We start from the raw sequence: 25,925 nt of genomic DNA, 5'->3' as shown, positions 1-25,925 counted from the left end.
CCTCCCGCCCGGCCCCTACGAGACCTGGAAATATCAGCGCAACTTAATCAATCGCTATTTTCAGTCCTGGCAGTGGCCCGAGTTCGGCGGAATCAACCTGAATCAAAAAACCTGGTGCGATGGTCCCTACGGTCGAGAGCAAGAATTTGTCGGAGCGACTTTAGATAATCGCAATCAGCTTTCGACTGAGGCGACGGCTCGCCTGCTGCACAGCATTATCGGAGGCGTTTCGGTCTCACCCGAGCGATCCCAGGCGATGATGGGGCTAATGCAGCGTCGCCTCGATCCGGCTCAGCTCGCGGCCGATCCCGAAAATCAGGTGACCGGTTTCCTCGGGGCGGGGCTGCCGACCCATGCCCAGCTCTGGTCTAAAGCAGGGCTAACTAGCCGAGTGCGACATGACGCGGCCTATGTTGAATGCGGTGACTGCCTCCCCTATCTGCTGGTGGTCTTTACCGAAGGCCAAGCGCATAGCGACAATCCGGCGATTTTGCCCTTTGTCTCGGCTCAAATTCTGACAGAAATCGCCGCGATCGCGCCTTCAGACCTTAGCCCCAGCGACCCTATGTAAACATGCTATGCTGTAGCTGACTCGGAACTACGCGATCGCAACGCCCAAATCTTGTCAGGACCGGAAGGTAGCAGCAATACGGGATGCTTGCGATAGGCGTAGTCTCCGGGTCTCTTTGGTTTTAAAGCGATAATTTCTGTAGTCATCTGGAAAATCTGTCTCTATCCTAGGAAGAGTGGCCTTTCTCAATAGGATTGGCTGACAGTAAAGCAGAGGCTGAAGCGGTGGCTGATTTTAGTAATTTAGTCCAGAAGGCGTTTTATTTGGGGATGGGGCTGGCGTCCTACGCGGGCGAGAAGGCTGGCAGTCGGCTGGCCGACCTCCAGGGACAGGCTCAAAAGCTGGTCGATGAGCTGGTGGAGCGCGGCGAGATGACCGCCGAAGAAGCCCAGAAAATGATCAACGATATGGTCGAGCGAGCCCAGGCCAGCGCCCCCCGTGAACCGGCTGCAACGGAGCAGCCCCGTCGAATTGAAATTTTGGATGACGACGCGCCGCTGGCCAATGCGCCTCTAACCGAGCCGACCCCGACTCCAGAGGAACAGCAGGCCGCCGTCCTGCGCCGTGAAGTGGAATCCCTGCGACAGGAACTCCAGCGTTTGAAACGAGAATAGGCTGGGCTTTATAGTCCGATCTCGCCTGACGCATCCTTATTCATATCAGCTATCTATCCGCAAGCCTATGGAAGCGTGGTTAAAGCAAATTAGCCAAACCCTGGAAGCCGTCGCCGAACAGTCGGAGCGCTGGCTGCTGGCCGCTTCCAAAGACGCCTCAGAGGCCATGGACGAGCTACTAGACGCGTCCGTATCGGCGTTGAGCGAATTTGAAGATGCCGTTCTGCCAACGTTCGAACGACTGTCGGAGGATTTGGCTCAGATCTTAGAGCCGGGGATTGACTTTTTAGAAGAAAACTTAGACCGCTGGGTTGAAGATACGGCTGCGCCCCTGACGCACACCTTACAGCCCTGGCTACAGGAGCACCCGACCTGCATTGGCTGTCGTCACTACCACGGCGAAAACTATGGTGAGAACATCCTAATTTGCGCCATGTACCCCTATGGTCCTGACCAGGAGACCTGCCCCGACTGGGAATCGGTCTGGGATCAGTCCGACCGCCAATAGCTGTCATCGGGGTTACGGCTCGAGTCTAGTAGCGGAAAGAAATGGCCGACCGGTCCCTGACCCTGGCCAATCCGCAGCGAATGCTGAAGCGCAGCGGTGACGTAATCTTTGGCGGCAGTGACCGCTGTATAGGTCGGAATACCTCGGGCCAAGTTCGCCGCGATCGCGGCTGACAACGTACAGCCGGTGCCATGGGTATCTCGGGTTTCAACCGGCTGGGTCTTGAGTACGGCCGCCTGACCATCAAACCAGATATCGACGCCGCGCAGCTCGTTGGTAAACCCCCCCCCTTTGACGACCACGGCCTGCGGCCCCAAGCTGTAGATCTTTTGGGCCGCTACCTGCATGTCGGTCAGGGTTAAAATTTCCATACCCGCCAGAATCTCTGCTTCGCGCCGATTAGGCGTGAGTACGGTAGCCAGGGGAATTAGCCGCTGTCGCAGGGTTGCGATCGCGTTATCATCAATCAGCTGCGCCCCCGTCCGCGAGACCATGACCGGATCAACAACTAGCGCCGGTAGCGGATTGCGCTCTAGGTAGTCCGCGATCGCGTCAATAATAGACTGGTTGAGCAGCATTCCCGTTTTTGCTGCCTGCACGCCAATATCCTCAACCACGGTCGTGACCTGAGCGACGACCATATCGGGCGACAGCGCCTCGACGCGGCTGACACCCTGGGTATTTTGAGCGGTGATGCAGGTCAGCGCGCTAGCGCCATGCACAGCGTGAAATGCAAACGTCCGCAAATCGGCCTGAATGCCAGCACCGCCACCGCTGTCGGACCCGGCCATCGTCAGCGCTACCGGGATAGTAACGGCCATCGTCAGCGATTAGGTCGTCGCCGCTGCAAGAACTCGGGGATATTCAGGTTGGGCGAGACGGGCTGGCTGGTCGATGCGGGCTTTTCAGTTTCGACCGGCGTTGGCGGCTCTAGGCTAGGCGTTCGCTTCAGCGGCGTCACTCGGCTGACCTGAGTGGGCGAAGTCCGACTATCGACGCTGAAGCCCGTCGCAATCACCGTAATCCGGATCTCGCCCTGAAGCCGTTCGTCAATCACCGCCCCAAAAATAATATTAGCGTTGGGATCGACCGCTTCATAGATGATCTCAGCCGCAGAATTGACTTCGTGCAGGGTCAGGTCAGTACCGCCGGTAATGTTGAAGACCACCCCACCGGCCCCGTCAATTGAGGTTTCGAGCAGGGGCGAAGAAATAGCGGAAATGGCCGCTTCGCGAGCGCGAGACTTGCCTGAGCCAACCCCGATCCCCATCAGCGCCGAACCGGCATCGGCCATCACCGCGCGGACATCGGCAAAGTCAACATTGACCAGGCCAGGGATCATAATGATATCTGAGATCCCCTGAACACCTTGCCTCAGGATGTCATCCGCGACTCGAAAGGCTTCCTGCACCGGGGTCTGTTCTGAAATTACCGAGAGCAGCTTGTCATTGGGAATGATGATCAGCGTATCGACACTGCCCTGGAGAGCATTGATCCCATCTTCGGCTTGAGACGTCCGGCGGCGGCCTTCAAAGGAGAAAGGACGAGTGACAACGCCTACCGTTAGCGCCCCGGCCTCTTTTGCTGCCTCAGCAACGATCGGCGCGGCACCGGTACCGGTACCCCCGCCCATCCCGGCAGTGATGAAGACGAGGTCAGCGCCTTCCAGGGAACTAAAGATTTCGTCTCGGGACTCTTCAGCCGCCTTTTGGCCAATCGCAGGGTTGCCGCCGGCCCCTAGTCCACGCGTCAGCTTTTGGCCGATTTGGAGAGCGTTGGTAGAAGAGGCCGCCGTCAACGCCTGGGCATCGGTATTGACCGTCCAAAACTCTATACCCGCCAAACCACTGTCGATCATGCGGTTGACGGCGTTGCAGCCGCCACCCCCAACGCCAATGACCTTAATCTTCGCTATACTGCTCGGCACAATATCACCGCCTGCGGCCGCCTCTCCTAACATGTTTTTAGTATTATTACCTGATGCGGCGGAATTAATACCTAATCCAGAGCTGAGATAAGAATTTGTGTGCGAAGCTGCGTTATTCATAAAGTTCGCTGGAAGTGTGGATAGAGTCGTCGTTTAGCTGTTTATCCGAGGGGGCTGTCCCTAAATCGACCGCGGGAACTGACTGTAAACCTATATATAGAACTGATCCTACAGTTTCAGTCGATAAATATTGAGATGTTTATGGAAATACTAGAGCAGACCCAGCTCATGGGGCAAGAAAGGCTCTAGTCAACTATAGGGGAACTTGCTTAAAAAACCAAATAGATAAAGGTTTAAAAAATCTACAAGTCAAAACGGTTCCTGAGTCGTCTAAGACCCCTTATTCGGCTTAGAAATTTCGACGGCGGGACTCTGCGGTTCTCTCAGGTCGATAAAAGCGATTTTTTCTTTGCCCACTTTGCCATTCAGGCTCCGCATCTGATCTAAGGCCACAAGCTGCTCAGAGAAACGGGGACCAAAAGGGCCAAGGTGAACCTCGCCCAACTCTGTTTGCAGAATTAGATTATTGGGGTTACGCCAGTCAACCTCTGAGATTTTTACCGGACTACGGCTGAGCATTGGGTAGAGCTGAGCCCACTGCTCCTGATAGGTCGGTCGCATTCCGTAAACCTGAAGACCAGGCAGCTCAAAGCCGTGATTAGACTGGCTGAAGCTATCGTAAGGCATCCAAAAGCCGCCCTGGTCAAGCAGGCCCATTTCTTGAAAGGGGACCGTTTTGGCCGGAATCGCGCTGATCGGCTCAGTCGGGTCGGGTAGCGCGACCGCCACCGGGTATCGCTCTTGGACGCGGACATGCAGCCCCGGTGGGAACAGCCGTCGGCTGACGATAGCGTCGGCAATTGGGCCATGCTTTTTTAGCTGAGCTGATAGGGTTTGCGGCTGCACCTTGAGCAGCGGCTGCGGGTAGTCAATTGGGAGCAGGGCTTGAATTTCATCATCTGAAAGCAGCTGATTGCCGCTGATGTCGAGCTGTTCGCCAGACTGAATCAACCAGACCGGAGAGGTCGCTACCCAAACTGTGCCTGCGGTTAAACCCGAGATCGCGATCGCGCGCCAAATTCCCTGTAGCAGCCTATAGCGGCGCTGCTGTCGCAGCCGCTGCCGCCGGGTCGCCAGATCTTGTGAGGTCGGCACTTGAAAATCTGTCATGGCCGAAAAGCTATCAAAACGTTATCCATTTAAGCACTTAGCTCTCAAAAAAGCTGTCCCCTCAGAAAGCTGTCCCTTAAGGTAGTGAAGAGCAACCAAATTTAGATCCAGTTCGAGACGGGTTAGGACTGGGGTAGAGCTTGGCCGGATGTGACGAGCGGCTGAAGATAGTTAAACCAATTTTGGGCAATTTCCCAATCGCTGAAGGGGATTGACTGGTGCTGCCCGGACCGAGTCGTCAATCCGAGTGCAATTCGACCACGAACCTTCTCGGTAGCTGGCGCCACCGGCTGCCGATCGACTTCGAGCCGAATGGTCTGAACTTCTGAGAAGGTGAGCGTCTGAATGTTAACGGGACCCTGCCGGGTGGGCTTGCCCCAGGTCAAAGTCTGCCCGGTTTGCCCTAGCACGGCATAGATGTCGTACTTGGCTCGCTCAAACTGCTGAGCCCAGACCTTGTAAGCTTCTAGCTTGCGATACTCATTCCAACCGGCCCAGGTCAGGCCGATGAAGAGAATAAGCAGAGGTAACCAGAGTAGACCGCGCTCCATAACTGTATTAATTAAGGCGACTGATATTGTTAATTCTTACGACGTAAATGGCTGAAGGCTTTGCCCCTTAGTGGCAAGATGAGGGCTAGCGCTGTTGGAGACTTATATCCCTGGGCAGCGTCAGTATAGTCAACATAGCTCATATTTTATTAAGGAGACGGCATGATCCTACCTTTACTCGCAGCAATGGGGAATGTTCCCCACACCCCTGAATGGAGTCCAAAAATCGCGGTGGTAATGATTGTGTGCAATATCATTGCGATCGCGATCGGCAAATTCGGCATTCGCCAGCAAAATGTGGGACCGAGCATGCCAGCGCCGCAGTTTTTTGGCGGCATGAGCCTGGGTGCGGTGCTCGCGACCACGAGCTTCGGTCACCTAATTGGCGCCGGGGCAATTCTGGGATTGGCAAATTTGGGCGTCCTATAGAGAGCAGAGAGCGGCCAATCGGTCTCATCAAGCTGCCATCGAACGTCCCAGTTCAAACGGTCGAAATGTGTCGGGGAGCGTTTTGTCGGAACCAGCGGCTGGGGCCGCCGGATGCCGGTAATGCGCTCTCTGTTTCTACCTTGGGGGTAGCAGTGATCGTCCTGGTGCTGCCGCTGGCAGCTGACTGCGCGATTATTCGATATAATCTCATTCGTTGGTCGGGATCCCTCTAGCCGTGATTGCAGTGTACGCGGGCAGCTTTGATCCGATTACCTATGGTCACATTGACATTATTACCCGCAGCAGCCGTCTCTATGAGCGGGTGGTGGTAGTAGTCTCAAAAAATCCAACCAAGCGGCCCCTATTTACGGTGGACAAACGGATGGAGCAGATCCGAAAATCTACGGAGCATCTACCGAATATCGAAGTTGATAGCTTTAGCGGCTTAACCGTAACCTATGCCAGAATGCGGCAAGCCCAGGTTTTACTGCGCGGTCTGCGGGTGCTTTCAGATTTTGAGAAAGAGCTGCAAATGGCGCATACCAATAAAACTCTAGCCGATGATATCGAAACGGTTTTTTTAGCAACCTCAACCGAATATGGCTTTCTCAGCAGTAGCCTAGTCAAAGAAATCGCCCAGTTTGGTAGCGCTATTGGTCATCTGGTTCCGCCCCATGTCGTCCTCGATATCGAGAAATGTTACGCCAAGACTCCCCCCTAACTGACCGTCCGCACAATGGAAATCGACCTGTGAACAACGAGCTTTACGACGATACCGCGGCTAGCGGCGCCGCTTCCGAACGGTTTAATCTGCCGCAGGAGCTCGATCGGGTGGAGGAAATTTTGCTCGACAGTCCGCGTCTACCGCTGACCGGACGGACGCTGGTCAGTGAAGATGAGGTGCTCGATCAGCTGGATATCGTCCGGGTCAATCTGCCCTCGGCCTTTCAAGAGGCAACCCAAATCGTCCAGCAGCGCGATGCCATTTTGACTGAGGCAGAGCAGTACGCTCAGGAAATTGTCACCCGGGCCGAAAAACAAGCAGCAACGATTCTGAATGAGCTGACGATTATCCGGCAGGCTGAGCAGCAGGCGCAGCAGATCCGTCTCCAAACCGAGCAGGAATGCGAAAGTTTGAGATCGCGCACCGTCGCCGAAATCGAGCAGTTTCAAAATCAGTCGCGGCAGGAATGGGAGGAGGCCCAGCGCAAGGCGCTGAGCGATCGTCAGGCGATTAAAGAAGACGCCGACACCTATGCCGATCAGATCCTAGAGGGGATGGAGCGCCAGTTCATCGAGATGCTGCACGTGCTGCGCAACGGTCGTCAGCAGATTCAAACTGGCCAGGCGGTGGATGTTGATGCGGGTAGCCGATCGGTGGCTAGGCCCAACGGCAGCGAGTCGCCAAGCGGGGCGCCGCGGCCAGCGCGATCGCGCGAAGTCGCGAGCCCCGCCCCGCGATCGCCTAAATCTCAGCGTCCGCCCCGCCCCCGCCCATGATTGGCTACCTTAGGGGCAGCCTCGCCGATATCCAAAAACTGCCGAACGGTCGGGTGATCCTAACCTTGGACGTACAGCAGGTCGGCTATGACATTCAGGTCAACCCCCGACTGCTGAGCCAGCTGCCACCGCTCGGCGATCCCACCCAGATCTACACCCACTTGCAAACCCGAGAAGACCAGACCGTACTGTTCGGCTTTGGCTCGCGGGCCGAGCGCGACGCCTTTCGGCTGCTGATCAGCGTCAGCGGCATTGGCCCCCAAATGGGCATGGCGCTGCTAGATACGCTGGGCCTACAAGACCTAATTCAGGCGGTGGTGTCGGCCAATACTCGGCTGCTCTCACGAACGCCGGGCGTCGGGGGCAAGACGGCTGAGCGAATTATTCTGGAGCTGAAGACCAAACTCGGGGAATGGCGTCAGCAGTCCGGTCTGATTGCCCCCACCGGCGGTCCGGCTACGGTTGTGCAGGAAGAGGTTGAAATGACGCTGCTGGCTCTGGGCTACAGCAATAGCGAAATCAGCAAAGCGCTCCAGGCTGTGGGTCGGAGTACGACGCTGAGCAAGACAGCCGACACTGAAGCCTGGATCCGCGAAGCGATCACCTGGCTCAGCCAGTAGCGGATTTAATCCGGAATTAGGCCGAGATAGACGCGGCCTGATTCGGGGCCTTGGGTCGTGGGAGCCTGGCCGGTTTCAAGGTTCGCTAAGGCAGCGGCATAGCCAAAACCGGCATCGACACCGACCACCGTTCCCTGGGTACCGTCATCGCCCGCTGCCAGGACAGTCCAGAATCGGCGGCTGCGGAAGCTGCTGCCAACGGCTAGCCAGGCGGGGTCGCCGCCGACATAGCCGGGCACGGGATCGCCATTGATAGTCAGCTCAGAGCGATTCAGGATGGAGGCCATGGCTCGGCTGCCGAGGTAGACAGTGCCGCTGGGGCTGGCCGCAATATCGCCGAGCCGCATCGCGTTGGCTTTGCCCTTTGAGTTGCGGGGCATGACTAGCTGAGACTGAACCAGACTGCCGCTGCCGGGATCGACCCGGGCAAAGTAGGTGATGTGGGCCGCGCCGCTGTTGTGCAGCCGGGTGTGGTCGTCTGTCCGAGTGACGAAGGGGGCCGTCTGCCCCTGCTGTTCTTCTGCGGTCATGGGCTGACCACGCCAGCGAAAGATAGTCGCCGTTCCAGCGCTTTCTCCAGCGATATAGAGGTAGCCATCGGGCTCTTGACTGACGCGCAGCAGCCGGGTATCGGCCACGTTTTGCTGGATGGTCTCGGCCCGATCGCCAAACAGAGTCCAGTCCTGTTCGCCGCTAAAGTCGAAGGCTGCCAGCTTGGCAATCTGCACGGGCTGCCGCTGGCCGCCCAGGTCAGTAAAGGTGCTGTTGCGAAAGCTGGTGACATAGACCCGATCGCCGCCGCAGGCGCTGACCTCGATATCGGTGACCTGAGTCGCGTCCAAAGTTTTTGAAAACAGCCGGGTGCCGCTGGGGTCGTGTAGCGTGACCGTCTTGCCTACGAGTACGGCAATCTGCCCAGCGGATGAAATTGCGACCCGGCTGGCTTGCTCATAGGGCAGGGTAGCCAGGGTTTCACCACTGCTGGCGTCGATCCTTAGGACGGTGTTCTCAAGCGCGATCGCGAGCTGGTCTAAGGCACTGCTATAGGCTATGTCCTGAATTTTGCCCGCCAGGGAAACCGGATTGAAGACGCTGCCGGTGGCCGGGTCAATGGAGTAGAGCCTGCCGCCGTTCTGGGTGTTGACAGCCGCGATCGCGCCTGCGGGCGTCAGTACCACATCGACCCCCGAGTCGCCCTCTAGGTAGAGCCCCACCGTCAGGTCTAGATTTTTGCTGTAGGTGACCGCCTGGTTGGTTGCAGCCATGGCGGTCGGACAGCCTGCGACTGATGCTGACGCCACCAGCCGTTCTAGCCTGGGCGCTAAGCCGGCTGAGACTGACGGCGACAAGGCATTGAGGTAAAACAGCAGAATTTCGATGGAGAGGGCTAACATAGAAGCGGTCCAAAGCTACGAGCAGGGCATTCGCTCTTTCACTCTAGCCCGACCTGGGATGTCCATGAACCCCGATGCCGAGAGGCTAAAATTTCATGTCACCCTTTTGAGCCAGGTTAGACCGCCATGTCGGGAGAAACCGATCTTGAGACGCTGTTGCAGTCTATTTTCAGCCTATTATCACGACCATTTGTTGATCCCGGCTGCCCAGGCACAGCGAGCAATGGAACTGCTCCAGGCGTTTTCATCCAGATAGCCGTTTTAATGCGAAGCGCTAGGGCCGCTGCGATTGCTGCTTTAAGCCGCCTGTAGATACTCGGTCTCAAAGCCGTGGTAGTGAGGCTGGAGGCCAGACGCTAGGAGCTGACGCAGCTTGGGGATTTCGCCGCTGTTATAGACGCGGAATTCGTTTTGCACATTGGCGCCCTGGGTTCGGACGGCCTGATTAATGACTAAGGAACCGCTGGCATCAGACTCCGAGCGATGGAAAGTTCCAGGGGGAATGCGCAGGATATGACGGTTGGCATCTAGTCGGACCACGTGGTAGGGATGATCCCATTCAAAATTGACCAGGTGAAAGGTACGACCGCCGGACAGCGCTAGCAAATTATCCTCCTGCCGAGAGTGGAGATAAAATTGCCAGCTGGTATCTTGAGCATTGTTTGGACTGATAGCCGGGCCATCGTGGTAAACGAGGTCCCGAGCGTTCGAGGAGGGTACTGTGATGTCAAAGAATTGAACGCTGGGCGTATCTCTGAATTTTTGAAAGTTGAGTAGTTCGAACATGGAAACCTATCAAAGGCGTTAGCTTGTTGGTTGTTGCTACCCTAGCCTTGGCTTTATTGAAGGATCAAACCGCCTGCTGGGGGATATCTATGCGGAAAGCGAATAGAAATTGGTCATGAACATCTTTCATCTTGAGGTTTTAGCGGCCGTTGCGGAGTATGGTACGTTCTCGGATGCCGCGATTAACCTGGAGATTTCGCAATCTGCTGTGAGCCGGGCTGTCGCCTCATTAGAGGCTGAGCTGGGGGTGCCGCTGATGACGCGGGGACGCTTTGGGGCCAAGCTGACGCCCGTCGGTGAGCGGGTGATTGGGCATAGTCGAAAAATCCTGGACCTCAAGGAGCAGATAGACTATGAGGCCAACTTAGAGAAGGGGTTATACAATAGCCGCCTGCGCATTTCCTCCTTTCGCAGCGCCGCGACGCATTTGCTACCCGCTAATATTGCCCGGTTTCGGAAACAGTTTCCCCATGTTGAAGTGACTTTGGCAGAACTTGACCCGGCCGGGGTCGAACAGTCCCTCAGGGAAGGGCAGACCGATTTGGGCCTGATTCCCCTGCCCCGCTCGGAGGAATTTAAAACCTGGGAGATCGCTCGCGATGAGTATGTCGTTCTCCTCCCCAAGTCGGAACCGCCGCCGCCCAAGACGCTAACCTGGGATGACCTCTCGGCCTATTCCTTCATTCTCTTTAACTATGCCGAATGCACCAGCGCCGTGCGCGACCACTGGAGCCGCTGGGGTCAGTCCTTCGACGTGGCCTATGTGATCAAAGAAGATTCCACTATTGTCAGTATGGTTGCTCAGGGGCTGGGGGCGGCTATTCTGCCTCGCTTGGCGGCGCTGCCGATTCCAGCCGGGGTGCATGTGCGATCGCTCCCTATCCGTCTTAACCGCGTCATTGGTGCCGCGATTCTCGCCAGTACGCCCCCGGCTCCAGCGGTCAGAATGTTTTTAGACGTGCTCAGGGAGCAGGGTAAATTTGCGGCTTAGCGCCGTAGCGTTTTTGCTGGATTAGCCCATTTTATTTATGGCTTTTATAGCCGTTCTGGTCTCAGCTGTTTTCCCCATTGCCCTAATCGCCCTGATTGGTCTGTGGGCCGGACGAGCATTTGCCCTGGACCTGAGGACGCTGGCCAGGCTGAACATCTACGTTTTAATTCCCGCCTTGGTGATTATGGGGCTCTCCGGTAGCCGTATAGAAGCGCGTAGCGCTGCCGGGATTGTCGGTGGGTATGCCATTTGCTCGGGCTTGCTCTATCTGATTGCGGCAGTTTCTGGTCGCCTACTTAAACTGTCAGCAGATGAACGCAAAAGCCTGATTGCAACGACGCTGTTCGCCAATACGGGCAACATTGGCCTATCTTTCATCCTATTCACCCTGGGTCAGGCTGGGCTAACGCGCGCTGTGGTCTACCTGGTCGCCTCGTCTATCCTAATCGCTAGCCTAGGGCCCATTGTCCTAAAAGGGGAAGGGATCCGAGTCGGAATCCGATTTACGCTAAGGCTGCCGGTATTTTGGGCGACTGGAGCCGGTCTAGCGATTCAAGTTTTGGCGATACAGATACCAACCGCGCTTAGCCGTGGCATTGAGACCCTAGGCGACGCGGCGATTCCAATGGCACTACTGACATTGGGTATTCAGCTCTCGCAAACCCAGATTGCCTTTGGCTCGTACGAGCTGTTTGCCGCTAGCCTGAGGCTCTTCTTAGCTCCCTTATTGGCCTATCTAGTGAGCCATGCCTTAGGTCTAAGCGGTCTAGATTTGCAGATCCTGGTGATGCAGGGGGCAATGCCGGTAGCGGTGAATGCCCTGATCTGGGTCAGTGAGCTCGGCGGCGATGCGCCTCGAGTCGCCCGAACCATTGTTTTGTCTACGCTAATGAGCTTCTTTACCCTACCCCTGATGCTCTGGCTGAGTACCCATTAGCGCGCTATGAAGCGCCTCATCGCGGCTTGACATAGGCGCTTATTCTTTGAAGAGATGCCAATTTGAACCTGTCCCCGTATCGAACTAAAGCGATAGCAGGTTAATTATAGAATCTCTAGCAAAGATTCTCGGGTTGCTCGCTCGGCAGCAGGTGATGAAAGATATAGCCCATCGCAGCGCTCAGTACTGGCTGTGGCCCTGGCTCACAATCCTGACCGGGCTGCTGCTGACGCTGTGGCTGCAAACCTATTCGCAAGATGGCGTATTCTTCAGCGGTGACGGTGGGCTGAAGGCGCTTTTAGCTCAGCAGTTGGGGATGGGAACCTGGCAGATCGGGCTCGATTTACCCACGCCTGCACCCTGGATTACCGACCTCTGGCAGCAGGGTCTGTACCCTTTCACACCGCCCTATGTCTACGAACAGGGAACAACGCACTTCATCACGTTCCCCTTTACGTTTCCCGCTGTGACTGCGCCTTTTTACGCCTTGCTTGGCCATCGCGGCCTGTATGTGGTGCCGCTGATATCACTATGGCTGCTGTGGGGCCGGTTTTATCAGATTGGGCTGCGGCTGGGCCTGCGGCCTGCGGTACTCGCCGCTGGGCTGGGTTGCGTCATTTTAGCCTCGCCGCTATCGCTGTATGGAGCCATGTACTGGGAGCATACGCTGGCGGTAGCGCTGGCCTTTTGGGGGCTAACGGCGGTGGTTTTTCCGCCAGCGACAGGCCGAGCAGGGAGGCCCTTGGGAGGTGTGCTGATGGGTCTGGCGGTCTGGTTTCGGCCTGAATTTTTGTGTTTGGTGGCTGGCGTTACGCTGCTGCTGGGGCTAGGCTGGCTAGGGCTGGGCTGGCTCCAGCTTGGCGTCAGACAGTCTTTGCGATTGCTGGCAGCGATGCTGCTAACGGTGCTAGTTTTCTTTGGCCTCAATTTCTATATCTATGGTCATCCCCTAGGCATCCATGCCATTCAAATTGTGGAAGGGTCGTCCCCGCTTCAGCAATTGACGCAAGCCGGAGCGAGCTACCGGCAGCTGCTGACCTCTCTATTTCGATACTTTCCAATCGCGCTGTTTGCGATCGCGTTTACCCTGACGGCAAGTCTGAATTCTCGGCTAAAGCTGAGCCCGACGATGCGATGGCTGCTGCTGCTGAGCCTGCTATTTGCCCTATCTGTGCCGCTGATCGTTCCTCCGGGAGCGGGCGGCAAGCAGTGGGGACCACGATTTTATCTCATTCTGGTGCCGCTGCTTTCGCTGGTGGTTGCGCAGCAGCTAGAGCAGGTTTGGGACAGTCTCAGGGGGCTCTGGCGGGGCGGGGCGATCGCGCTCTTGGCGCTGCTCTTTGCCTTCGGACTCCAGCTCAATACGGTTCAGGGGGCCTTCAGCCGGTATGAAGACCCGCAAACGGGCTCCATTTCCTTACCCCATAGCTATGCCCCGATTGCGCCCGCGATCTCGACCCTGCGCGCCCAGCCGCTGCCCTGGGTAGCCATGTCCCATCAATTTGTAGCCCAGCAGCTCTGGGCAGGTGTTCCTGAAAAGACCTTTTTTCGAGCCGAGAGCTTGGCTCAGGTCAAGCAGCTGGCTCAGGCCCTAGCAGTTCAGAATGAGTCGGCCTTCCTCTATGTTTGCTACCCCCATCGAGACTGTCCCATCCCCGAGACGGTTCCCGCCGCGCTGAGCTTAGAGGCCGCAGGCAAGCCGGCTCAGCTTGTCTTCCAGCCGATGGGCAATGCGGGTAAATATCCGCTCTATACCGTCAGGCTTGTTACCCGACCTTAGGTTATCGGCGCTGCCATGTTAAAAAAATACCGTTCGGGCATAGGAATTGAGGGCTGGCTGCTGGTAGCAGTCGCGATCTCGGTGTTGCTGCGTGTGGTCTACGTCGGGGCGAGAGAGCTGTGGTATGACGAGGTGCTATCGCTGCTGCTTTCAACCGGACAGCGGCTACAGTACGAAAATCCGCCGAATGTGCCGGTTCCGCTGGCCCGCTATGCTGCACTGCTACATCTGCCTACCTTCAGCAGCCCGATAGACGCGATCAAAACAGTCAAACCGCTGCTACAGGGGCTGGTGGGTCGGGAACCCCATCCGCCGCTGTTCTTTCTCTCTCAGTACGTCTGGCTCTTTATCTCTGGGACGAGTGAGGCAGCCCTGCGGAGCCTGAATGCGCTACTAGGGATCGGCTCCCTGCTGGGAGCATACGGTATGGGTCGGGCGCTGCTAGAGCATCGCGGCGGGCTGGTGATGGCGGCGCTGTTGGGGCTGAATCCCTTCTTCTGGTTTCACTCGCTAAACCTGCGAATGTATGGGCCAACGGTGCTGTGGGTGACGCTGAGCGGCTGGGCTATGCTGTCCCTGTGCTACCATCCGCCCCGCCGCTGGAGTCGTCAGGTCCTGAGCTCACTGCTGCTGATTGGTAGTGTTACAGCTGGCCTGCTGACCTATTACCTCTTTGCCTACTGGGTGCTGGCCCTGATGCTGCTGGTGCTGGTATGCGATCGGCGGCGCTGGTGGCAGCACGGGCTGCGGCTGGCTGTGGCGGGTCTGCTGGCTATGCCTTGGTATGCTTGGGGGCTGCCGCAGCAGCTACGCAATGCCGACTTCGAGCGCTTTGGCGAAGATTTATCCGGAATAGAGACGGTGCTGATCCATACCCAAGGCGTGATCGAGGCAATTGGAATCAATCTACTGGTAGGCGACTGGGCTAGCGGCCTGTCCCGACCCTGGCTGATTGCCGCTGGGCTGATTGCGATCGCTGGACTTGTTTGGATGGCAGCCCATCTCGCCGCCCGGCGTGAACAGCGACTGGTCCCGGTGCTGATTTTAGGACTGGTGCCCATTTCAATTGCCCTGGCAGCAGATGTCGTCTCAGGCAAATTTACCCTGTCCTGGGGCGAAGGTCGCAGCGTAATTTTCATCCTGCCGGGGCTGCTGCTGTGGATGACGCTATGGCTGCTGCGCGGGAGCCGTCAGCAGCGGACCGCAATCGCGGCGGTCCTCATTTTTTACCTTGCGGTCACTGGGGCAGATGCCGTCGGCCGCGGGCGGCAGATGTTTCATCAGGTCGCAGCGCAGGTCAATTCGGATTCGACCCTGGTAGTGTTGAATTCCAAAGCCTGGGGCCATGTGCTGCGACTGGCCTACTATCTGCCAGTCGAGGCTAAAATTGACCTGCTTGCAACTAATCCAGCAGCGCTGCCGGATAGCCTACCCTCGGCCCTGACGACTGCTGCCTATGACCGCATCCTCTGGCTAGAAGCTGCCAACCCCCTATGGCAGGCCCCAGAGACAGCTGCTGAAGCGGCCCAAATTCGCCAATCGGTAGACCAGCTATTAACCGATCAGTATCGCCTCCAGTCTCAGTCAACGCTCACCGGCACAATGCTGCTCGACCGATTTTCGCTGAGCACATACGACCGTCCTTAACGCTTTATAAAATTTACTAACAGCATTTCTACAATGACCTATTCTTCGCTCCTCCCTATTCCCACCGGGCCGTTGCAGGTGCCTGTCGTCGCTCGCGATCGCGCTGACGGCAACTCTCAGCCGCTCAAGTTCTCGCTGGTGATCCCCACCTACAACGAGAGCGGCAATGTCGAGAAAATCCTGGCTCAGCTCACCCATCTGCTCGATGGGTTTATTCCCAACGACTATGAGCTGATTCTGGTGGATGACAACAGCCCCGACCAGACCTGGCAGGTAGCCCAGGCGCTGACCGCCGACTATCCCCAGCTGCGAGTGATGCGACGGCAGCAGGAGCGGGGCCTATCTTCGGCGGTGATTCGCGGCTGGCAGGTGGCTCGCGGCGACATTCTAGGCGTGATCGATGCCGACCTCCAGCATCCGCCGGAGGTATTGCTAAAGCTGCTCCAGTCGGTGCTGGATGGGGCCGATCTGGCGGTGGCCAGTCGCCATGTCGAAGGCGGTGGCGTCAGCGACTGGAGCGTGGTACGACGCTTCCTCTCGCGCGGGGCGCAGGTACTGGGGCTGGTGGTCTGCCCGGCAGTGGTGGGTCGGGTGACCGACCCGATGAGCGGCTATTTTATGGTGCGACGCAGCGCTATCGGCGGCCCGCATATGAATCCGCTGGGCTACAAAATTTTGCTGGAGGTGATTGGCCGTGGCCGGATTGGTGAAATCGCTGAGGTCGGCTATGTCTTTCAAGAGCGCGAATCGGGCGAAAGCAAGGTGACCTGGCGGCAGTACGTGGAGTATCTGGGCCATCTGGCCCGGCTGCGATCGCGGGGCCGCATTGGTCGTCTGCGTCAGCGCTTCCCGATTGAGCGGTTTATCCGTTTCGGCATCGTCGGCTTCAGCGGCGTATTCGTCGATATGGCTGTGCTGTATATCATGAGCGAAATTTTTGGTCTGGGTTTAACCCGAAGCAAAATTATTGCGGGTGAAGTCGCAATTCTGAATAATTTCCTCTGGAATGACGCCTGGACATTTGCCGATATTGCCCAGGGCCAGAAGGGCTGGAAAGCAAGATTAAAAAGACTGCTCAAGTTCAATACGATCTGCCTGGGCGGACTGATCATGAACGTCCTGCTGATTAATTTCTTCTTCAATATTGTCTTCCAGAAGAACTTCAAATATCTCTCCAACCTGATTGCGATCGCGCTAGTCACGGTATGGAATTTCTGGATCAATCTCAAGCTGAGCTGGCGAGTTACTGAGGTGAAACCATAGTTGACCACAGTGCCAGAAGATTTGGCCACTGGCTCAGGTCGGCACTCGCTAGGCCGCCTGCTATCGCTGAGGAAAGGCCTGACGTGAGCCCAATCACGAATACCCACCAGGCTGCCGTGGCGACCTGCCGCCGAACGCGGTCTGCCCGCTGCTGAGCAGCCAATCGCAGCGACCTCGCTTCTGCTAGAGCCTGCGCCTGAATTTCTTCAATCTGGTCAGAAAGCCGTCGCTGGGTCGATTCTAGCCGCTGTTTTAGCGGTTCAAAGAATTCAGGCAGCGATACCGAGTCGGGTAGCTGCTCAGTCCAATGTTCTGGGTTTAGCGCTTGCAGCCGATGGCGAAGAGTATCAAGGGCCTGACCGGCCATTTGGTCAAAGTTGCTGTAGCGAGCCGCCGAGCGCAGCGTTTTACCGAGGTCGGCTAATCCCGTCTCCGCCTGGTCAAGCAGGGCTTCAAGCTGCTGGGTGAGCTGGAACAGCTGCAAATCGGGTGGGTCTGAAGCCCCATTAAGATCGGCTGGGATTGCCTCTATGACGGATTTGCCCTGGGACATCGCCTGGCTGACGGCCGATTGGGTTTGGGTTTTGGCCTGCCTCAGCGCTTTTCGCACTGACCAACGCCGGGGCTGTGGCCAGCGTTCAGCGAGCCAATGGACTAGCGATTCGATCTCCTTATCAGGTAGCTTCAGGGACGGACGGAGCTGTTGGGCAACGCTGCCCCAATCCACTTTGTCGGCCTGCCGACCGATTCCAGACAGCGCGCTCCCTAGAAAGGTCAGCAGCCGTGGTTTAACATCCTCAATAGATAAAGGCCCTTCCAGGTCGCTAAAAAACTGCTGGATGGTGTTGGCTACTGTTTGAGAGAGGGATTCATCTGCTGCGGACTCCTCGCCGATAAGTCGCTGCCAAGCGCTTTGCAATTCGGCGAGCAGCGCCGCCGATTGGTTAGGTTTCAGGCGCGATCGCCGCTGTAAAATGGCTTCAATTGAACCTAGATCAAGTGAGGGCGACTGAGCCTGCCAATGCGCTAAGGGCCGATCGGAATTCTCGATCAATGATTCCAGCTTAGGCTGAATGGCTTCGACGGTTAGCTTGTCAGTATTGGTGTACAGAAAGTAGGTAGCTAGCTTATCTTGGAGGGTCGCGATCTCGTCGGTCAGATCCATCTTTGCCGCAGCTGTGTCTGCTTCCAAAACGTCCAGTACGTCTTTATAAACGTTCGTCAGCCGGCCCACAATCTGCCGCTGCTGTACTGGCGCAATATCCTGTCGCTGGGCCAGAATGGTCGCGAAATCAGCGCTATCAAGCTCAGCTAGCTGAGCCTGAACTGCCATTGGCTCGGCCTCTGGGTCGTAGAGCAGGTCGCGAAACTCGGCCTCGAACTCCGCTGGTTGAAACCTATCTGCGGGCAGCGTCGTGAGATAGTTCTCTAGCTCCAGTCGAACCATGCTGAAATCCGCAGTTTGCGCTGATGCAGTCTCCTCTGAAGCGTCATTTGACGACTCAGAGGAGCGACTCTCGGCGACGAACTGCTGAGTCTGCTGCCAGAGCGTTTTAATATCCTCCTCTGAAAGGTCGAGGCGGTTTAGAGCGGTTTGCATCAGCGCGCTGGCATCAAGCTGCCTGAGCCGAGAAAAGAGGCCGGAAGAGGGTGAAGTCGCTGGTGCGTCATCTGCTTCGATAGACGGGCCACTAGATGGGCTAACGGAAGGATGGTTCAGCGGATCGTTAGGCGAATTAAGGGACCCCGGGTTAGAAGTAGCCGCTTTGAGCACATCAATCAGCTGATTGTATTGCACGATATCGGGGCTGACCGCCTCATGACTGGGAGCGGACGATAGCTCAGCCGTCTGGGCTGCCAGCAGCTGGCGGCTGGACTCTAAAGCCGCTAGCGTTGCTTGCAGCTGAGACCCTACCGCTTCATTGAGTGATGATAACTCGGCGGAATCGGAGGGATCAGGCGAGATCGCGGACTTAAGGCCGCCCAGCAGATTGCGAAATAGCTTAGCAACGGCACCGAGTAGCGTGTCAAACAGCGATCCAATGGCCGTAGAGCTTACCCAGACGAGTAATAGCAGATAGGCCGACCAGATCATGCTGCCCAGGGCCGCCCCGGCTAACGCGCCTCGCAGGGCGCTGAATTTCACCGCCAAAAAGCAGCTGGCAAAAAGCACTGTGTTGACCGTCAGCAGCCCTCCTAGCCCAGCCAGCAGTCCTACTTTGGAACCGGCAGCCTTTGACTGGGATTCCCTATGAGACTCGGCAATAGGGGCTGAGGGCTGCGGGGTCAGCTTCAGCAATGTCAGCCCTAGGGCAATGCCCAAATTAGTCAGCAGGAGTTGAAAGGCCAGCGCTAACCCCACCCCGGCAACCAGGGCAAGCAGGAGTCTGACACCATCGGGGGCGGCGATAATCGGGCTGACCTAGCTCAGATGATGGGTTCAACAATCTAGTCTAGCGATTTTTATCGACCTCCTGCCGCCAGACTTCGATCAGCGCTTCGGCTCGGGTCACCCCACCCTCATCCTCCTGCCGCTGATACAGATTCAGCGCCTGTTCTACCGTATTCAGCGCGGCTTGAGCATTACCCTGCCCCCAAAGGGCCAAAGCTAGGTTGTAGCGAACTCCGGGATCTTGGGGTAGAACGCGGCTGAGCTGACGGTAGGCCAGGACCGCTCGCAGATACTGCTCCCGGGCCAGCAGCATTTCGCCCAGGGCCGCCTGGGCAGGCGTCAGGTCGGGCTGATATTCGACCGCCTGTTCATAATGCTGCAAAGCAGCTGACTGATTTCCCTGAGCGCGTAAGATTTCGGCCAGCTGAAACTGCGCTTCAGACAGTTGAGGATTGAGCTGGACGGCTCGCTGGAGCTGGGGCAGTGCTCGACCCGGCTGGTCTCGGATCAGCCAAATTTCGGCGATAGCTGCGTAGACGCTAGCTCGGCTGTCATCTAGCTGTTGCGATCGCTCTAGCGCTCGCAGGGCCTCGTCATAGTTTTCCTGACTGAAATGGAGCATGCCAATCGCTTCGTAGGCCTGGGCGTTGTTTGGGTCAATTCGAACGGCTGCTTCGTAAGCCTGCCGCGCCCCGTCTTCGTCTTCTAGCCGCAGCAGACTGCCGCCCAGGCCAATCTGGGCCTCTGCCTGCCGCCGGTCAATTTCGAGCAGGTCGCGGTAGGCAGAGGCAGCTTCGCGATAGCGCTCTGCTTGAAAGAGACTGTAGGCTAGCCCATAGCGGAAAGGCAGATTGCGCGACTCACGCTCAATCGCCTGCCGATAGTATTCAGCTGCCGAGTCAAAGTTGCCCTCACGAGCGTGCAGGTAGGCAATCCCAGAATAGAGCCGAGGGTCCGCTCGGTTGACTTGCAGGGCCTGCTGATAGAAGGCAATCGCCCCAGCAAAGTCGGTCGCATCAATGTGCTCCTGGGCCGCGTTCAGCAGTTCGCTTAGCCGCTGCTTCTGCTGCTCCGAGAGATGGTCGGTACTGGCCTGGGCTAGGACCATCGGGGGGTGACCCGCCGCTATGGGCGATCGCTCAGTCGCCTCAGCTGCCGTCGTCAGGGCTGGCGTGAACACTGGCGTCAGCGCTACAAGAGCGCTTCCCATACCGCTGAGCAGCCATGTCGATACGCCTATCGGTCTAAGCACGGCCTAACCTCCTAAGATTGAAATTGCACAACTGTAGCCAGACTGATGATTTTATCAACTACTGACTTTATTCAGGGAAAAAATATTCAGGCTTACCGCGGTATTGTCACCGCCGAGGTTGTCTACGGCAGCAATATGCTCCGTGATTTCTTCGCCAGCATTCGCGACTTTTGGGGCGGTCGTACGGCCTCCTACGAGCGCGTCTTTGAGCGGGGCCAGCAAGATGCCCTACGCGAACTCGAAGATCGCGCTCGCCAGCTCGGTGCGGATGCGGTGATTGGCATTCAGATCAAAACCGATACGATCAACCTTGACGAAACCGGCGTGCTGATGCTGATTACCGCGACGGGTACAGCCATTAGTTTGGCCTAGCTCGTCCGAGTAAAAATTACCGAAAGATTGTAGGCTGGCATGGGAATTACGGCCTGCGGCTGCAATCCCCGCTTGGCGGCGTCGGCCTGTACCGTTTCCAGGTCGCGGACACCCCAGTCTGAGTTCTGCTGCTGGAGCATCGCGTCAAAAGCCGCATTGCTGGGGCCCGTATGCTGCCCGTTTTGCCGGTAAGGGCCATAGAGATAGAGGATGCCGCCGGGGGGCAAGATCCGCTGCGCTCCGGCTAAGAGGCCCAGGCAAGCAGCCCAAGGGGAGATATGGATGAGGTTGATGGCCGCGATCGCGCAGATGGGTGGGAGCTCAACCGGGCCAACCCCTGCGGTCAGTCGCGCATCTTCGACCGGCCAGCTCGTCGCCTGCACATCCAGGTCTAAAGGCGGATGCAGTGTTGGTGTGGGTGCGGTGGCTGCCCAGGCCCGAATGCTCTGCCGCAGGACGGGATTGGGGTCGCTGGGCAGCCAGTGCCGGGGAGCCAGACGCGGTGCCAAAAATAGCGCATGTTGCCCGGTTCCGCTGGCCACCTCCAGCACCGTTCCCGATCGGGGCAGCTGCTGCTGAAGCACTTCTAAGATAGGCTGCTGATTGCGCTCGGGGGCAGCTGCATACTGCCGGGCGTCGTCTGGTTTCTCAGTAAAGTAGGCCAAGGGATCCCACCGATTCTCATTTTGGCCTCGTTCTGGCCTAGTTCTGGAGCCTATTGCAATCCTAACCCTGAATTGGCCAGCTAAGCTAGAGCTGGCGCTGCTCCAATGCCGCTTGCAGCTGGTCGGTACGGGTCTCAGTCATCCGCGCCAGACACTGGGTTTCGCTAATCAACGCCTTAGCATGAAGGTCTTCAAAAACGCAGTTCGCATCTCGGTACGCAATCCAGGCCAGCTGGCTCTCGGTTAGCCCGTCCTGGGCCGCAGGGCCAAGCCTATCTTTGAGGTTGCGATAGACCTGGTTGAGTTGCTGATCGGCCTGGGCATAGGCCAATTCGGGCAGCTCGGTTTGCTTCAGCTCAGCCGTTCGCTGGTCGGTTAGGGCCTCCAGGCAGCTGTAGTAGACCAGCGGCGCGATCGAGCCGTTTTCAAACTGACTTCGTTCAAACTCACAGCTCTGGTCGCGAAAGCTAACCCAGGCGCGCTCGGCCTCAGCCAGCTGAACCTGAGCTGCCTGGGTCAGATTGCTTTTGAGCCCCTGGTGGACCTGGTTGAGATAATCATCGGCTTTGTCATAGTTAGCCTCGGCACAGGCGTTCATCGCTGCCTGGGTTTGCGCTTCGCAGGTCTGCCGTGGCGGTGCCGTGGCGGGAACGGAAGCCGCCTGGGATGAACCAATAGCTAGGTCGGGCTGCGTCATCGGCTTATCGCCCAGATGTGGCGCAATCGGCGGCGCTGATTCAGCCGCGCTCTCCTCTACCGTTTCAGCCGCTTCATCGGTTTCGGTGGTTTCATCGGTTTCGGCAGACGCTTCGACTTCCCCAGCAGACGACCCCAGGGCTTCCCCATCGGCTTCTTCAGAAGCGTCCCCAGGCTGGTCGGGGGTTGAGCTGATGACGCGATCGCCGGTGTCCTGGCTACAGCCTACGGCTAGCCCCAGCACCAGTGTGGCCATCAGAACCGACAAGATAGATGTTCGACGCTGCTTAGTCATCATAGATCTCAGCATAGAGGCTGAAGCGCAGAAAATAAACCAGCCCAAATGACTCCGTCAAAGTTGTCTTAACCTTAGCGGGCTATTCGACTTTGCTACCGTTTCAGCAGGTGTTTCTTAAACTTGCACAGGGTTTTAGACCGAATGAAGACCATTCTCTATTGCTACAGCGATCCGCTTTTGGAATCATCTCCCAATCCCAATCTCAGTTCGGCTCAGGCTTGGGCGGATGTTTTAACCCAACAGGGCTGGGAGATTGAGCAAATTTATGCCGACCTAGCCAGCAGTCCGCCGACTGATGAACGGCCTCAGCTCCAGCAGCTGCTAGCCGCTGCCGGTCAGGCAGCTCCTGACCGGCTGTTGCTGCGGCGGCTGGACGAACTGGGTGAGACGTTGGCAAGCGTGACTCAGCGGCTGTCTGCGATTGAGGCGCTGGGGATGGCTGTGATCACAATTGAGTCGCCCGATCGGGCAGCGGATGACCCGCGCGATCGCTCTCAAGTGAAGCTGCTGCAGGTCGCTGACGAAATTCAGGCGGCCCAGCGGCAGCGCCGAATCCGTCAGGGTCATGCCCGCAACCGGCTCAAAGGATTAGCGCCCCCGGGCAAAGCGCCCTACGGCTACCGGCGCAGCCAGGGTCACTATGTCCTCGACCGCGGCAGCGCCACCATAGTAAAAGCGTTTTTTGAACATTACTTGCTGTACGGTTCGCTACGGGCCGCGGTCCGGCACATCGCCCAGCGATATAGCAAGCAGATAGCGGTTTCGACCGGCCAACGCTGGCTTGAGAATCCCGTTTATCGAGGCGACACGGCCTACTCAGACGGGCTGATCCACAACACCCATGCAGCCTTACTGAGTCGAGAAGAAGCGGCTCAGATCGACCGCCTGCGCCGACGCAATCGCCAGTTCTCTAGCCGCACAGCGAGTGTGGCCTATTCCCTAGCCGGTCTTGTGGTTTGCCAAAGCTGCCGGTCGAGCTTTCGGGTTAACCAAGTCACCCAGCCACGACAGTCCCAGTCCTACCTCTACCTGCGCCCGGTCGCCTGCCCCCGTCAGCCCAAATGTGGCGCGATCGCGTATTCGACCGTCCTTCAGCAAACTATTGGCGCAATCTGTGCCCAGCTGCCCCAGGCCGTGGCTCAGATTGCCGCCGCACCGATGGCGGGGATCAAAGCCAGCCTCCTAGAGCGGCTGCAGCAACAGCAGGCTGTGCTCGCCCAGCTACCCGAGCTCGTAAGCAACAATATCCTCGACGCGCAGACTGCCGAGCTGCGGGCCTATCGACTTCAGACTGAAATAGCGACAGTCCGACAGAAACTTGCCCAGCTACCGCCGGTCAATCTCCAGGAAACTGCTCAAACAGCCTCAATTCCGCAGTTTTGGTTCGACCTATCGGAATCCGAACGACGCTTCTTCTTTCGGGAATTTATTCGCGAAGTCCAGCTTAGTCCAGCCGATGAAGGCGGGTCGTTATCCCTAATGTTTATTTTTTAAGCGACGCTAAACGGCGCTGTCTAGACGATTGCTAACCCTGCGGCAGCCAGCCGGCGCTGAGCACAACCGTCAGCCCCATAAACAGGATTGTCAATGTCCAAGTAACGCGGTTAAGCGTCGTTTCGGCACTCTTGGTGCTGGTAAAAAGCTGAGCCTGGCCGCCCAAAGCGCCCAGACCGTCACCCTTAGGGCTGTGTAATAGGACTAAGATGGCTAGCCCGACCGCCGAAGCAGCCCAGACAATTTTGACAGCAGTTGGCAGCATAGGCTTTTTATCGTCCGCTGCTGAAAGCGGGGCTAAAGATCGTCTCGTCCATCCTACCGCAGCCGATGAGCAGCCGGTCAGCGATTTGCCCAGGGGTGAGCTAGCGCTGCATCGAAACCTGCACCGGCGTTCGGTTCGCCCGAACCTCAGCTGCCGCCGGCAAAATCATTGAGCGCCCGGTCATTTCCGCTGGCTGCGGCAGCTTTAAAATCTCCAGGATAGTCGGGGCAATGTCGGCCAGCCGACCGTCTTCCCGCAGGTTGACTTCAGTGCCATGCCCGGGCACCTTCAGCCCTTCGCCCTCGACCAGAATGAACGGTACTGGATTGGTCGTATGTGCCGTCCAGGGGCGGCCCTGCTCGTCGCACATGTACTCGGCATTACCATGGTCAGCAATAATAATCGTACTACCACCGACGCTAACGGTCGCCTCTAGCAGGCGACCCAGCTCAGTATCTACGGTTTCCAAAGCATCTACAGTCTCGCCAATCTTACCGGTGTGGCCAACCATATCGGGATTGGCATAGTTGATCACAACGAACGAATACTGCCGTTTCTGGATGGCCGCGATCGCAACGTCGGTTACCTTATGGGCCGACATTTTAGGCGCTTTGTCATAGGTCGCTACCATCGGGCTGGGAACCAGCTCGCGGTCTTCGCCCGGCAGGGGGTCTTCTAAACCGCCATTAAAGAAATAGGTGACGTGGGCATATTTCTCAGTCTCTGCCGTCCGAAACTGCTTGAGGCCATGTTCGGCAATGACTTCGCCTAGAATCTTAGTCAGGTCTTGGGGCTCAAAGGCCACCCTGACTGGAAACGAGGAATCGTACTGGGTCATGCTGACAAAAGCCAGCGGTGCGATCAGCTCTCGTTCAAACCCGTCAAAGTCGGGATCGATCAGCACCTGGGTCAGCTGCCGGGCCCGGTCGGGGCGAAAGTTAAAGAAAATGATGCCGTCGTCAGGCTCAATCGTTCCGGGCGCAAGCCGCACCGGTTCGACAAATTCGTCTGTGATCCCCGCTTCGTAAGCGTCCTTCAGCGCCTCTAGAGCCGAGTGCGTCTGCCCATCACCCGCTTCGCTCATGACGCGATAAACCTTTTCAATCCGATCCCAGCGGCGATCGCGATCCATGGCATAGTAGCGACCGCTCAGGGTGACGATCTGGCCGACGCCAGCCTGATCTAGGTAGGCTTGCAGTTCTGCAATCACTCGTTCGCCGTCAGTGGGTTTCGTATCGCGTCCGTCGGTAATCGCATGGATACAGATTTCAGAAAGGTCCTGGGCCTTAGCCATTTCAACCAGGCCGTACAAATGGTTGAGGTGGGAATGCACGCCACCCTCAGAACACAGCCCGATCAGGTGTAGCTTACTCTGCTTGAACCGCACCTTTTGGCAAACTTCTAAGAGGGCCGGATTTTCTTGAATCGAGCCGTCCTCAACCGCGTCAGAAATTCTTACTAGCTCTTGAGGTACGACCCGGCCAGCGCCAATATTCAGATGTCCGACTTCCGAGTTGCCCATCTGCCCTTCTGGCAGGCCGACGTGCTTACCAGAAGTACTGATTAGCGTATGCGGATAGGCTGACCAAAGGCTATCCATCACCGGCGTCTGAGCCGATGTGACGGCGTTGCCGTTGGTATCTTCTCGATAGCCCCAGCCGTCTAGAATGACGAGGACCATGGGGTGAATAGGCGCATGTGCCATATTTTTCAGGGAATCCTCAGCGATGTGGACAAATGTCT

26 protein-coding genes and 1 other RNA gene are annotated in these 25,925 nt (G+C 57.3%); 15 read left to right on the top strand and 12 right to left on the bottom strand.

The features are described from left to right. The 4 genes from IQ241_RS15725 to IQ241_RS15710 form a co-directional block, all read left to right on the top strand. A partial coding sequence (locus tag IQ241_RS15725; RefSeq protein ID WP_193908864.1) for a serine hydrolase occupies window positions 1–571 on the top strand: 571 nt, incomplete at its 5' end. An 18-nt stretch (window positions 572–589) separates the two neighbouring features. Continuing rightward, window positions 590–686: signal recognition particle sRNA small type (gene ffs / locus IQ241_RS15720), an RNA gene on the top strand. A gap of 109 nt (window positions 687–795) precedes the next feature. Beyond that, window positions 796–1,185 carry a phasin family protein gene (locus tag IQ241_RS15715; protein ID WP_193908862.1) on the top strand — a complete coding sequence of 130 codons (390 nt, stop codon included), beginning with the start codon at window positions 796–798 and terminating at the stop codon, window positions 1,183–1,185. A 67-nt stretch (window positions 1,186–1,252) separates the two neighbouring features. Then, window positions 1,253–1,693, top strand: coding sequence for a hypothetical protein (locus IQ241_RS15710; RefSeq protein ID WP_193908860.1), 441 nt, complete (start codon window positions 1,253–1,255; stop codon window positions 1,691–1,693). On the opposite strand, the gene thiD is transcribed toward IQ241_RS15710, so the two are convergent. From thiD to IQ241_RS15690, 4 genes are all read right to left on the bottom strand, one after another. Then, window positions 1,675–2,514 carry a bifunctional hydroxymethylpyrimidine kinase/phosphomethylpyrimidine kinase gene (thiD, locus tag IQ241_RS15705; RefSeq protein WP_193908858.1) on the bottom strand — a complete coding sequence of 280 codons (840 nt, stop codon included), beginning with the start codon at window positions 2,512–2,514 and terminating at the stop codon, window positions 1,675–1,677. The genes IQ241_RS15710 and thiD overlap by 19 nt on opposite strands. 2 nt (window positions 2,515–2,516) lie before the next feature. After that, window positions 2,517–3,653, bottom strand: a complete 1,137-nt coding sequence (gene ftsZ / locus IQ241_RS15700; protein WP_228021761.1) for a cell division protein FtsZ — start codon at window positions 3,651–3,653, stop codon at window positions 2,517–2,519. A 357-nt stretch (window positions 3,654–4,010) separates the two neighbouring features. Then, the gene (locus IQ241_RS15695; protein WP_193908855.1) at window positions 4,011–4,850 is read right to left on the bottom strand and encodes a cell division protein FtsQ/DivIB; all 840 of its coding nucleotides are present in this window, start codon (window positions 4,848–4,850) and stop codon (window positions 4,011–4,013) included. 122 nt (window positions 4,851–4,972) lie between these two features. Further along, entirely contained in the window at window positions 4,973–5,401 is a 429-nt protein-coding gene (locus IQ241_RS15690) for a hypothetical protein (RefSeq protein ID WP_193908853.1), read from the bottom strand. 162 nt (window positions 5,402–5,563) lie between these two features. Between IQ241_RS15690 and psaK the strand changes: the two genes are divergently transcribed. The 4 genes from psaK (at window position 5,564) to ruvA (ending at window position 7,950) form a co-directional block, all read left to right on the top strand. Next, window positions 5,564–5,830, top strand: a complete 267-nt coding sequence (gene psaK, locus IQ241_RS15685) for a photosystem I reaction center subunit PsaK (protein ID WP_193908851.1) — start codon at window positions 5,564–5,566, stop codon at window positions 5,828–5,830. A gap of 235 nt (window positions 5,831–6,065) precedes the next feature. Further along, entirely contained in the window at window positions 6,066–6,551 is a 486-nt protein-coding gene (gene coaD, locus IQ241_RS15680; protein ID WP_193908849.1) for a pantetheine-phosphate adenylyltransferase, read from the top strand. A gap of 29 nt (window positions 6,552–6,580) precedes the next feature. Then, complete coding sequence (locus tag IQ241_RS15675; protein ID WP_193908848.1) at window positions 6,581–7,330, top strand: ATP synthase F0 subunit B; 750 nt, start codon at window positions 6,581–6,583, stop codon at window positions 7,328–7,330. After that, entirely contained in the window at window positions 7,327–7,950 is a 624-nt protein-coding gene (gene ruvA / locus IQ241_RS15670; protein ID WP_193908846.1) for a Holliday junction branch migration protein RuvA, read from the top strand. The genes IQ241_RS15675 and ruvA overlap by 4 nt, the downstream gene beginning before the upstream one ends. A gap of 5 nt (window positions 7,951–7,955) precedes the next feature. Here ruvA and IQ241_RS15665 read toward each other — a convergent pair whose 3' ends face one another. Both IQ241_RS15665 and IQ241_RS15660 read right to left on the bottom strand, forming a co-directional pair. Then, a complete protein-coding gene (locus IQ241_RS15665; RefSeq protein ID WP_193908844.1) occupies window positions 7,956–9,344 on the bottom strand; it encodes a YncE family protein in 1,389 nt (462 codons plus the stop codon). 297 nt (window positions 9,345–9,641) lie between these two features. After that, window positions 9,642–10,130 carry a redox protein gene (locus IQ241_RS15660; RefSeq protein ID WP_193908842.1) on the bottom strand — a complete coding sequence of 163 codons (489 nt, stop codon included), beginning with the start codon at window positions 10,128–10,130 and terminating at the stop codon, window positions 9,642–9,644. A gap of 115 nt (window positions 10,131–10,245) precedes the next feature. On the opposite strand from IQ241_RS15660, the gene IQ241_RS15655 reads away from it, so the two are divergent. The 5 genes from IQ241_RS15655 (at window position 10,246) to IQ241_RS15635 (ending at window position 16,748) form a co-directional block, all read left to right on the top strand. Then, window positions 10,246–11,121 (top strand): LysR family transcriptional regulator, encoded by an 876-nt coding sequence (locus IQ241_RS15655; protein ID WP_193908840.1) that lies wholly within the window; start codon window positions 10,246–10,248, stop codon window positions 11,119–11,121. A 37-nt stretch (window positions 11,122–11,158) separates the two neighbouring features. Further along, the gene (locus tag IQ241_RS15650) at window positions 11,159–12,058 is read left to right on the top strand and encodes an AEC family transporter (RefSeq protein ID WP_228021759.1); all 900 of its coding nucleotides are present in this window, start codon (window positions 11,159–11,161) and stop codon (window positions 12,056–12,058) included. A 154-nt stretch (window positions 12,059–12,212) separates the two neighbouring features. Further along, on the top strand, window positions 12,213–13,838 hold the full coding sequence (locus IQ241_RS15645) for an LA_3751/LA_3752 family putative glycosyltransferase (protein WP_193908838.1): 1,626 nt from the start codon (window positions 12,213–12,215) through the stop codon (window positions 13,836–13,838). A 15-nt stretch (window positions 13,839–13,853) separates the two neighbouring features. Further along, a complete protein-coding gene (locus IQ241_RS15640) occupies window positions 13,854–15,485 on the top strand; it encodes a glycosyltransferase family 39 protein (protein WP_193908837.1) in 1,632 nt (543 codons plus the stop codon). Between the two features lie 33 nt (window positions 15,486–15,518). Continuing rightward, window positions 15,519–16,748, top strand: a complete 1,230-nt coding sequence (locus tag IQ241_RS15635; RefSeq protein ID WP_193908835.1) for a glycosyltransferase — start codon at window positions 15,519–15,521, stop codon at window positions 16,746–16,748. On the opposite strand, the gene IQ241_RS15630 is transcribed toward IQ241_RS15635, so the two are convergent. Continuing rightward, window positions 16,729–19,110, bottom strand: coding sequence for a hypothetical protein (locus tag IQ241_RS15630; protein ID WP_193908834.1), 2,382 nt, complete (start codon window positions 19,108–19,110; stop codon window positions 16,729–16,731). The genes IQ241_RS15635 and IQ241_RS15630 overlap by 20 nt on opposite strands. Window positions 19,111–19,201: 91 nt before the next feature. Continuing rightward, on the bottom strand, window positions 19,202–20,392 hold the full coding sequence (locus tag IQ241_RS15625) for a tetratricopeptide repeat protein (RefSeq protein ID WP_193908832.1): 1,191 nt from the start codon (window positions 20,390–20,392) through the stop codon (window positions 19,202–19,204). Window positions 20,393–20,437: 45 nt separating this feature from the next. Here IQ241_RS15625 and IQ241_RS15620 point away from each other — a divergent pair, with 45 nt between their 5' ends. Beyond that, window positions 20,438–20,764: a YbjQ family protein gene (locus IQ241_RS15620; RefSeq protein WP_193908830.1), complete on the top strand. Its 327-nt coding sequence runs from the start codon at window positions 20,438–20,440 to the stop codon at window positions 20,762–20,764. On the opposite strand, the gene IQ241_RS15615 is transcribed toward IQ241_RS15620, so the two are convergent. Continuing rightward, a complete protein-coding gene (locus IQ241_RS15615; RefSeq protein WP_193908828.1) occupies window positions 20,761–21,429 on the bottom strand; it encodes a DUF938 domain-containing protein in 669 nt (222 codons plus the stop codon). The two genes, IQ241_RS15620 and IQ241_RS15615, sit on opposite strands and share 4 nt — an antisense overlap. An 85-nt stretch (window positions 21,430–21,514) precedes the next feature. Continuing rightward, entirely contained in the window at window positions 21,515–22,423 is a 909-nt protein-coding gene (locus tag IQ241_RS15610) for a lysozyme inhibitor LprI family protein (RefSeq protein ID WP_228021758.1), read from the bottom strand. Window positions 22,424–22,564: 141 nt separating this feature from the next. Here IQ241_RS15610 and IQ241_RS15605 point away from each other — a divergent pair, with 141 nt between their 5' ends. Next, complete coding sequence (locus IQ241_RS15605) at window positions 22,565–23,917, top strand: recombinase family protein (RefSeq protein ID WP_193908824.1); 1,353 nt, start codon at window positions 22,565–22,567, stop codon at window positions 23,915–23,917. A 31-nt stretch (window positions 23,918–23,948) separates the two neighbouring features. Here IQ241_RS15605 and secG read toward each other — a convergent pair whose 3' ends face one another. Both secG and gpmI read right to left on the bottom strand, forming a co-directional pair. Beyond that, window positions 23,949–24,182: a preprotein translocase subunit SecG gene (gene secG / locus IQ241_RS15600; protein ID WP_193908822.1), complete on the bottom strand. Its 234-nt coding sequence runs from the start codon at window positions 24,180–24,182 to the stop codon at window positions 23,949–23,951. Window positions 24,183–24,282: 100 nt separating this feature from the next. Continuing rightward, complete coding sequence (gene gpmI, locus IQ241_RS15595) at window positions 24,283–25,887, bottom strand: 2,3-bisphosphoglycerate-independent phosphoglycerate mutase (protein ID WP_193908820.1); 1,605 nt, start codon at window positions 25,885–25,887, stop codon at window positions 24,283–24,285. Window positions 25,888–25,925: the final 38 nt, after the last annotated feature.

The sequence above is a fragment of the Vasconcelosia minhoensis LEGE 07310 genome (genome assembly GCF_015207255.1).
Taxonomy (GTDB): Bacteria; Cyanobacteriota; Cyanobacteriia; order Phormidesmidales; family Phormidesmidaceae; genus Vasconcelosia; species Vasconcelosia minhoensis.
This window is presented reverse-complemented; position numbering and strand designations above follow the sequence as displayed.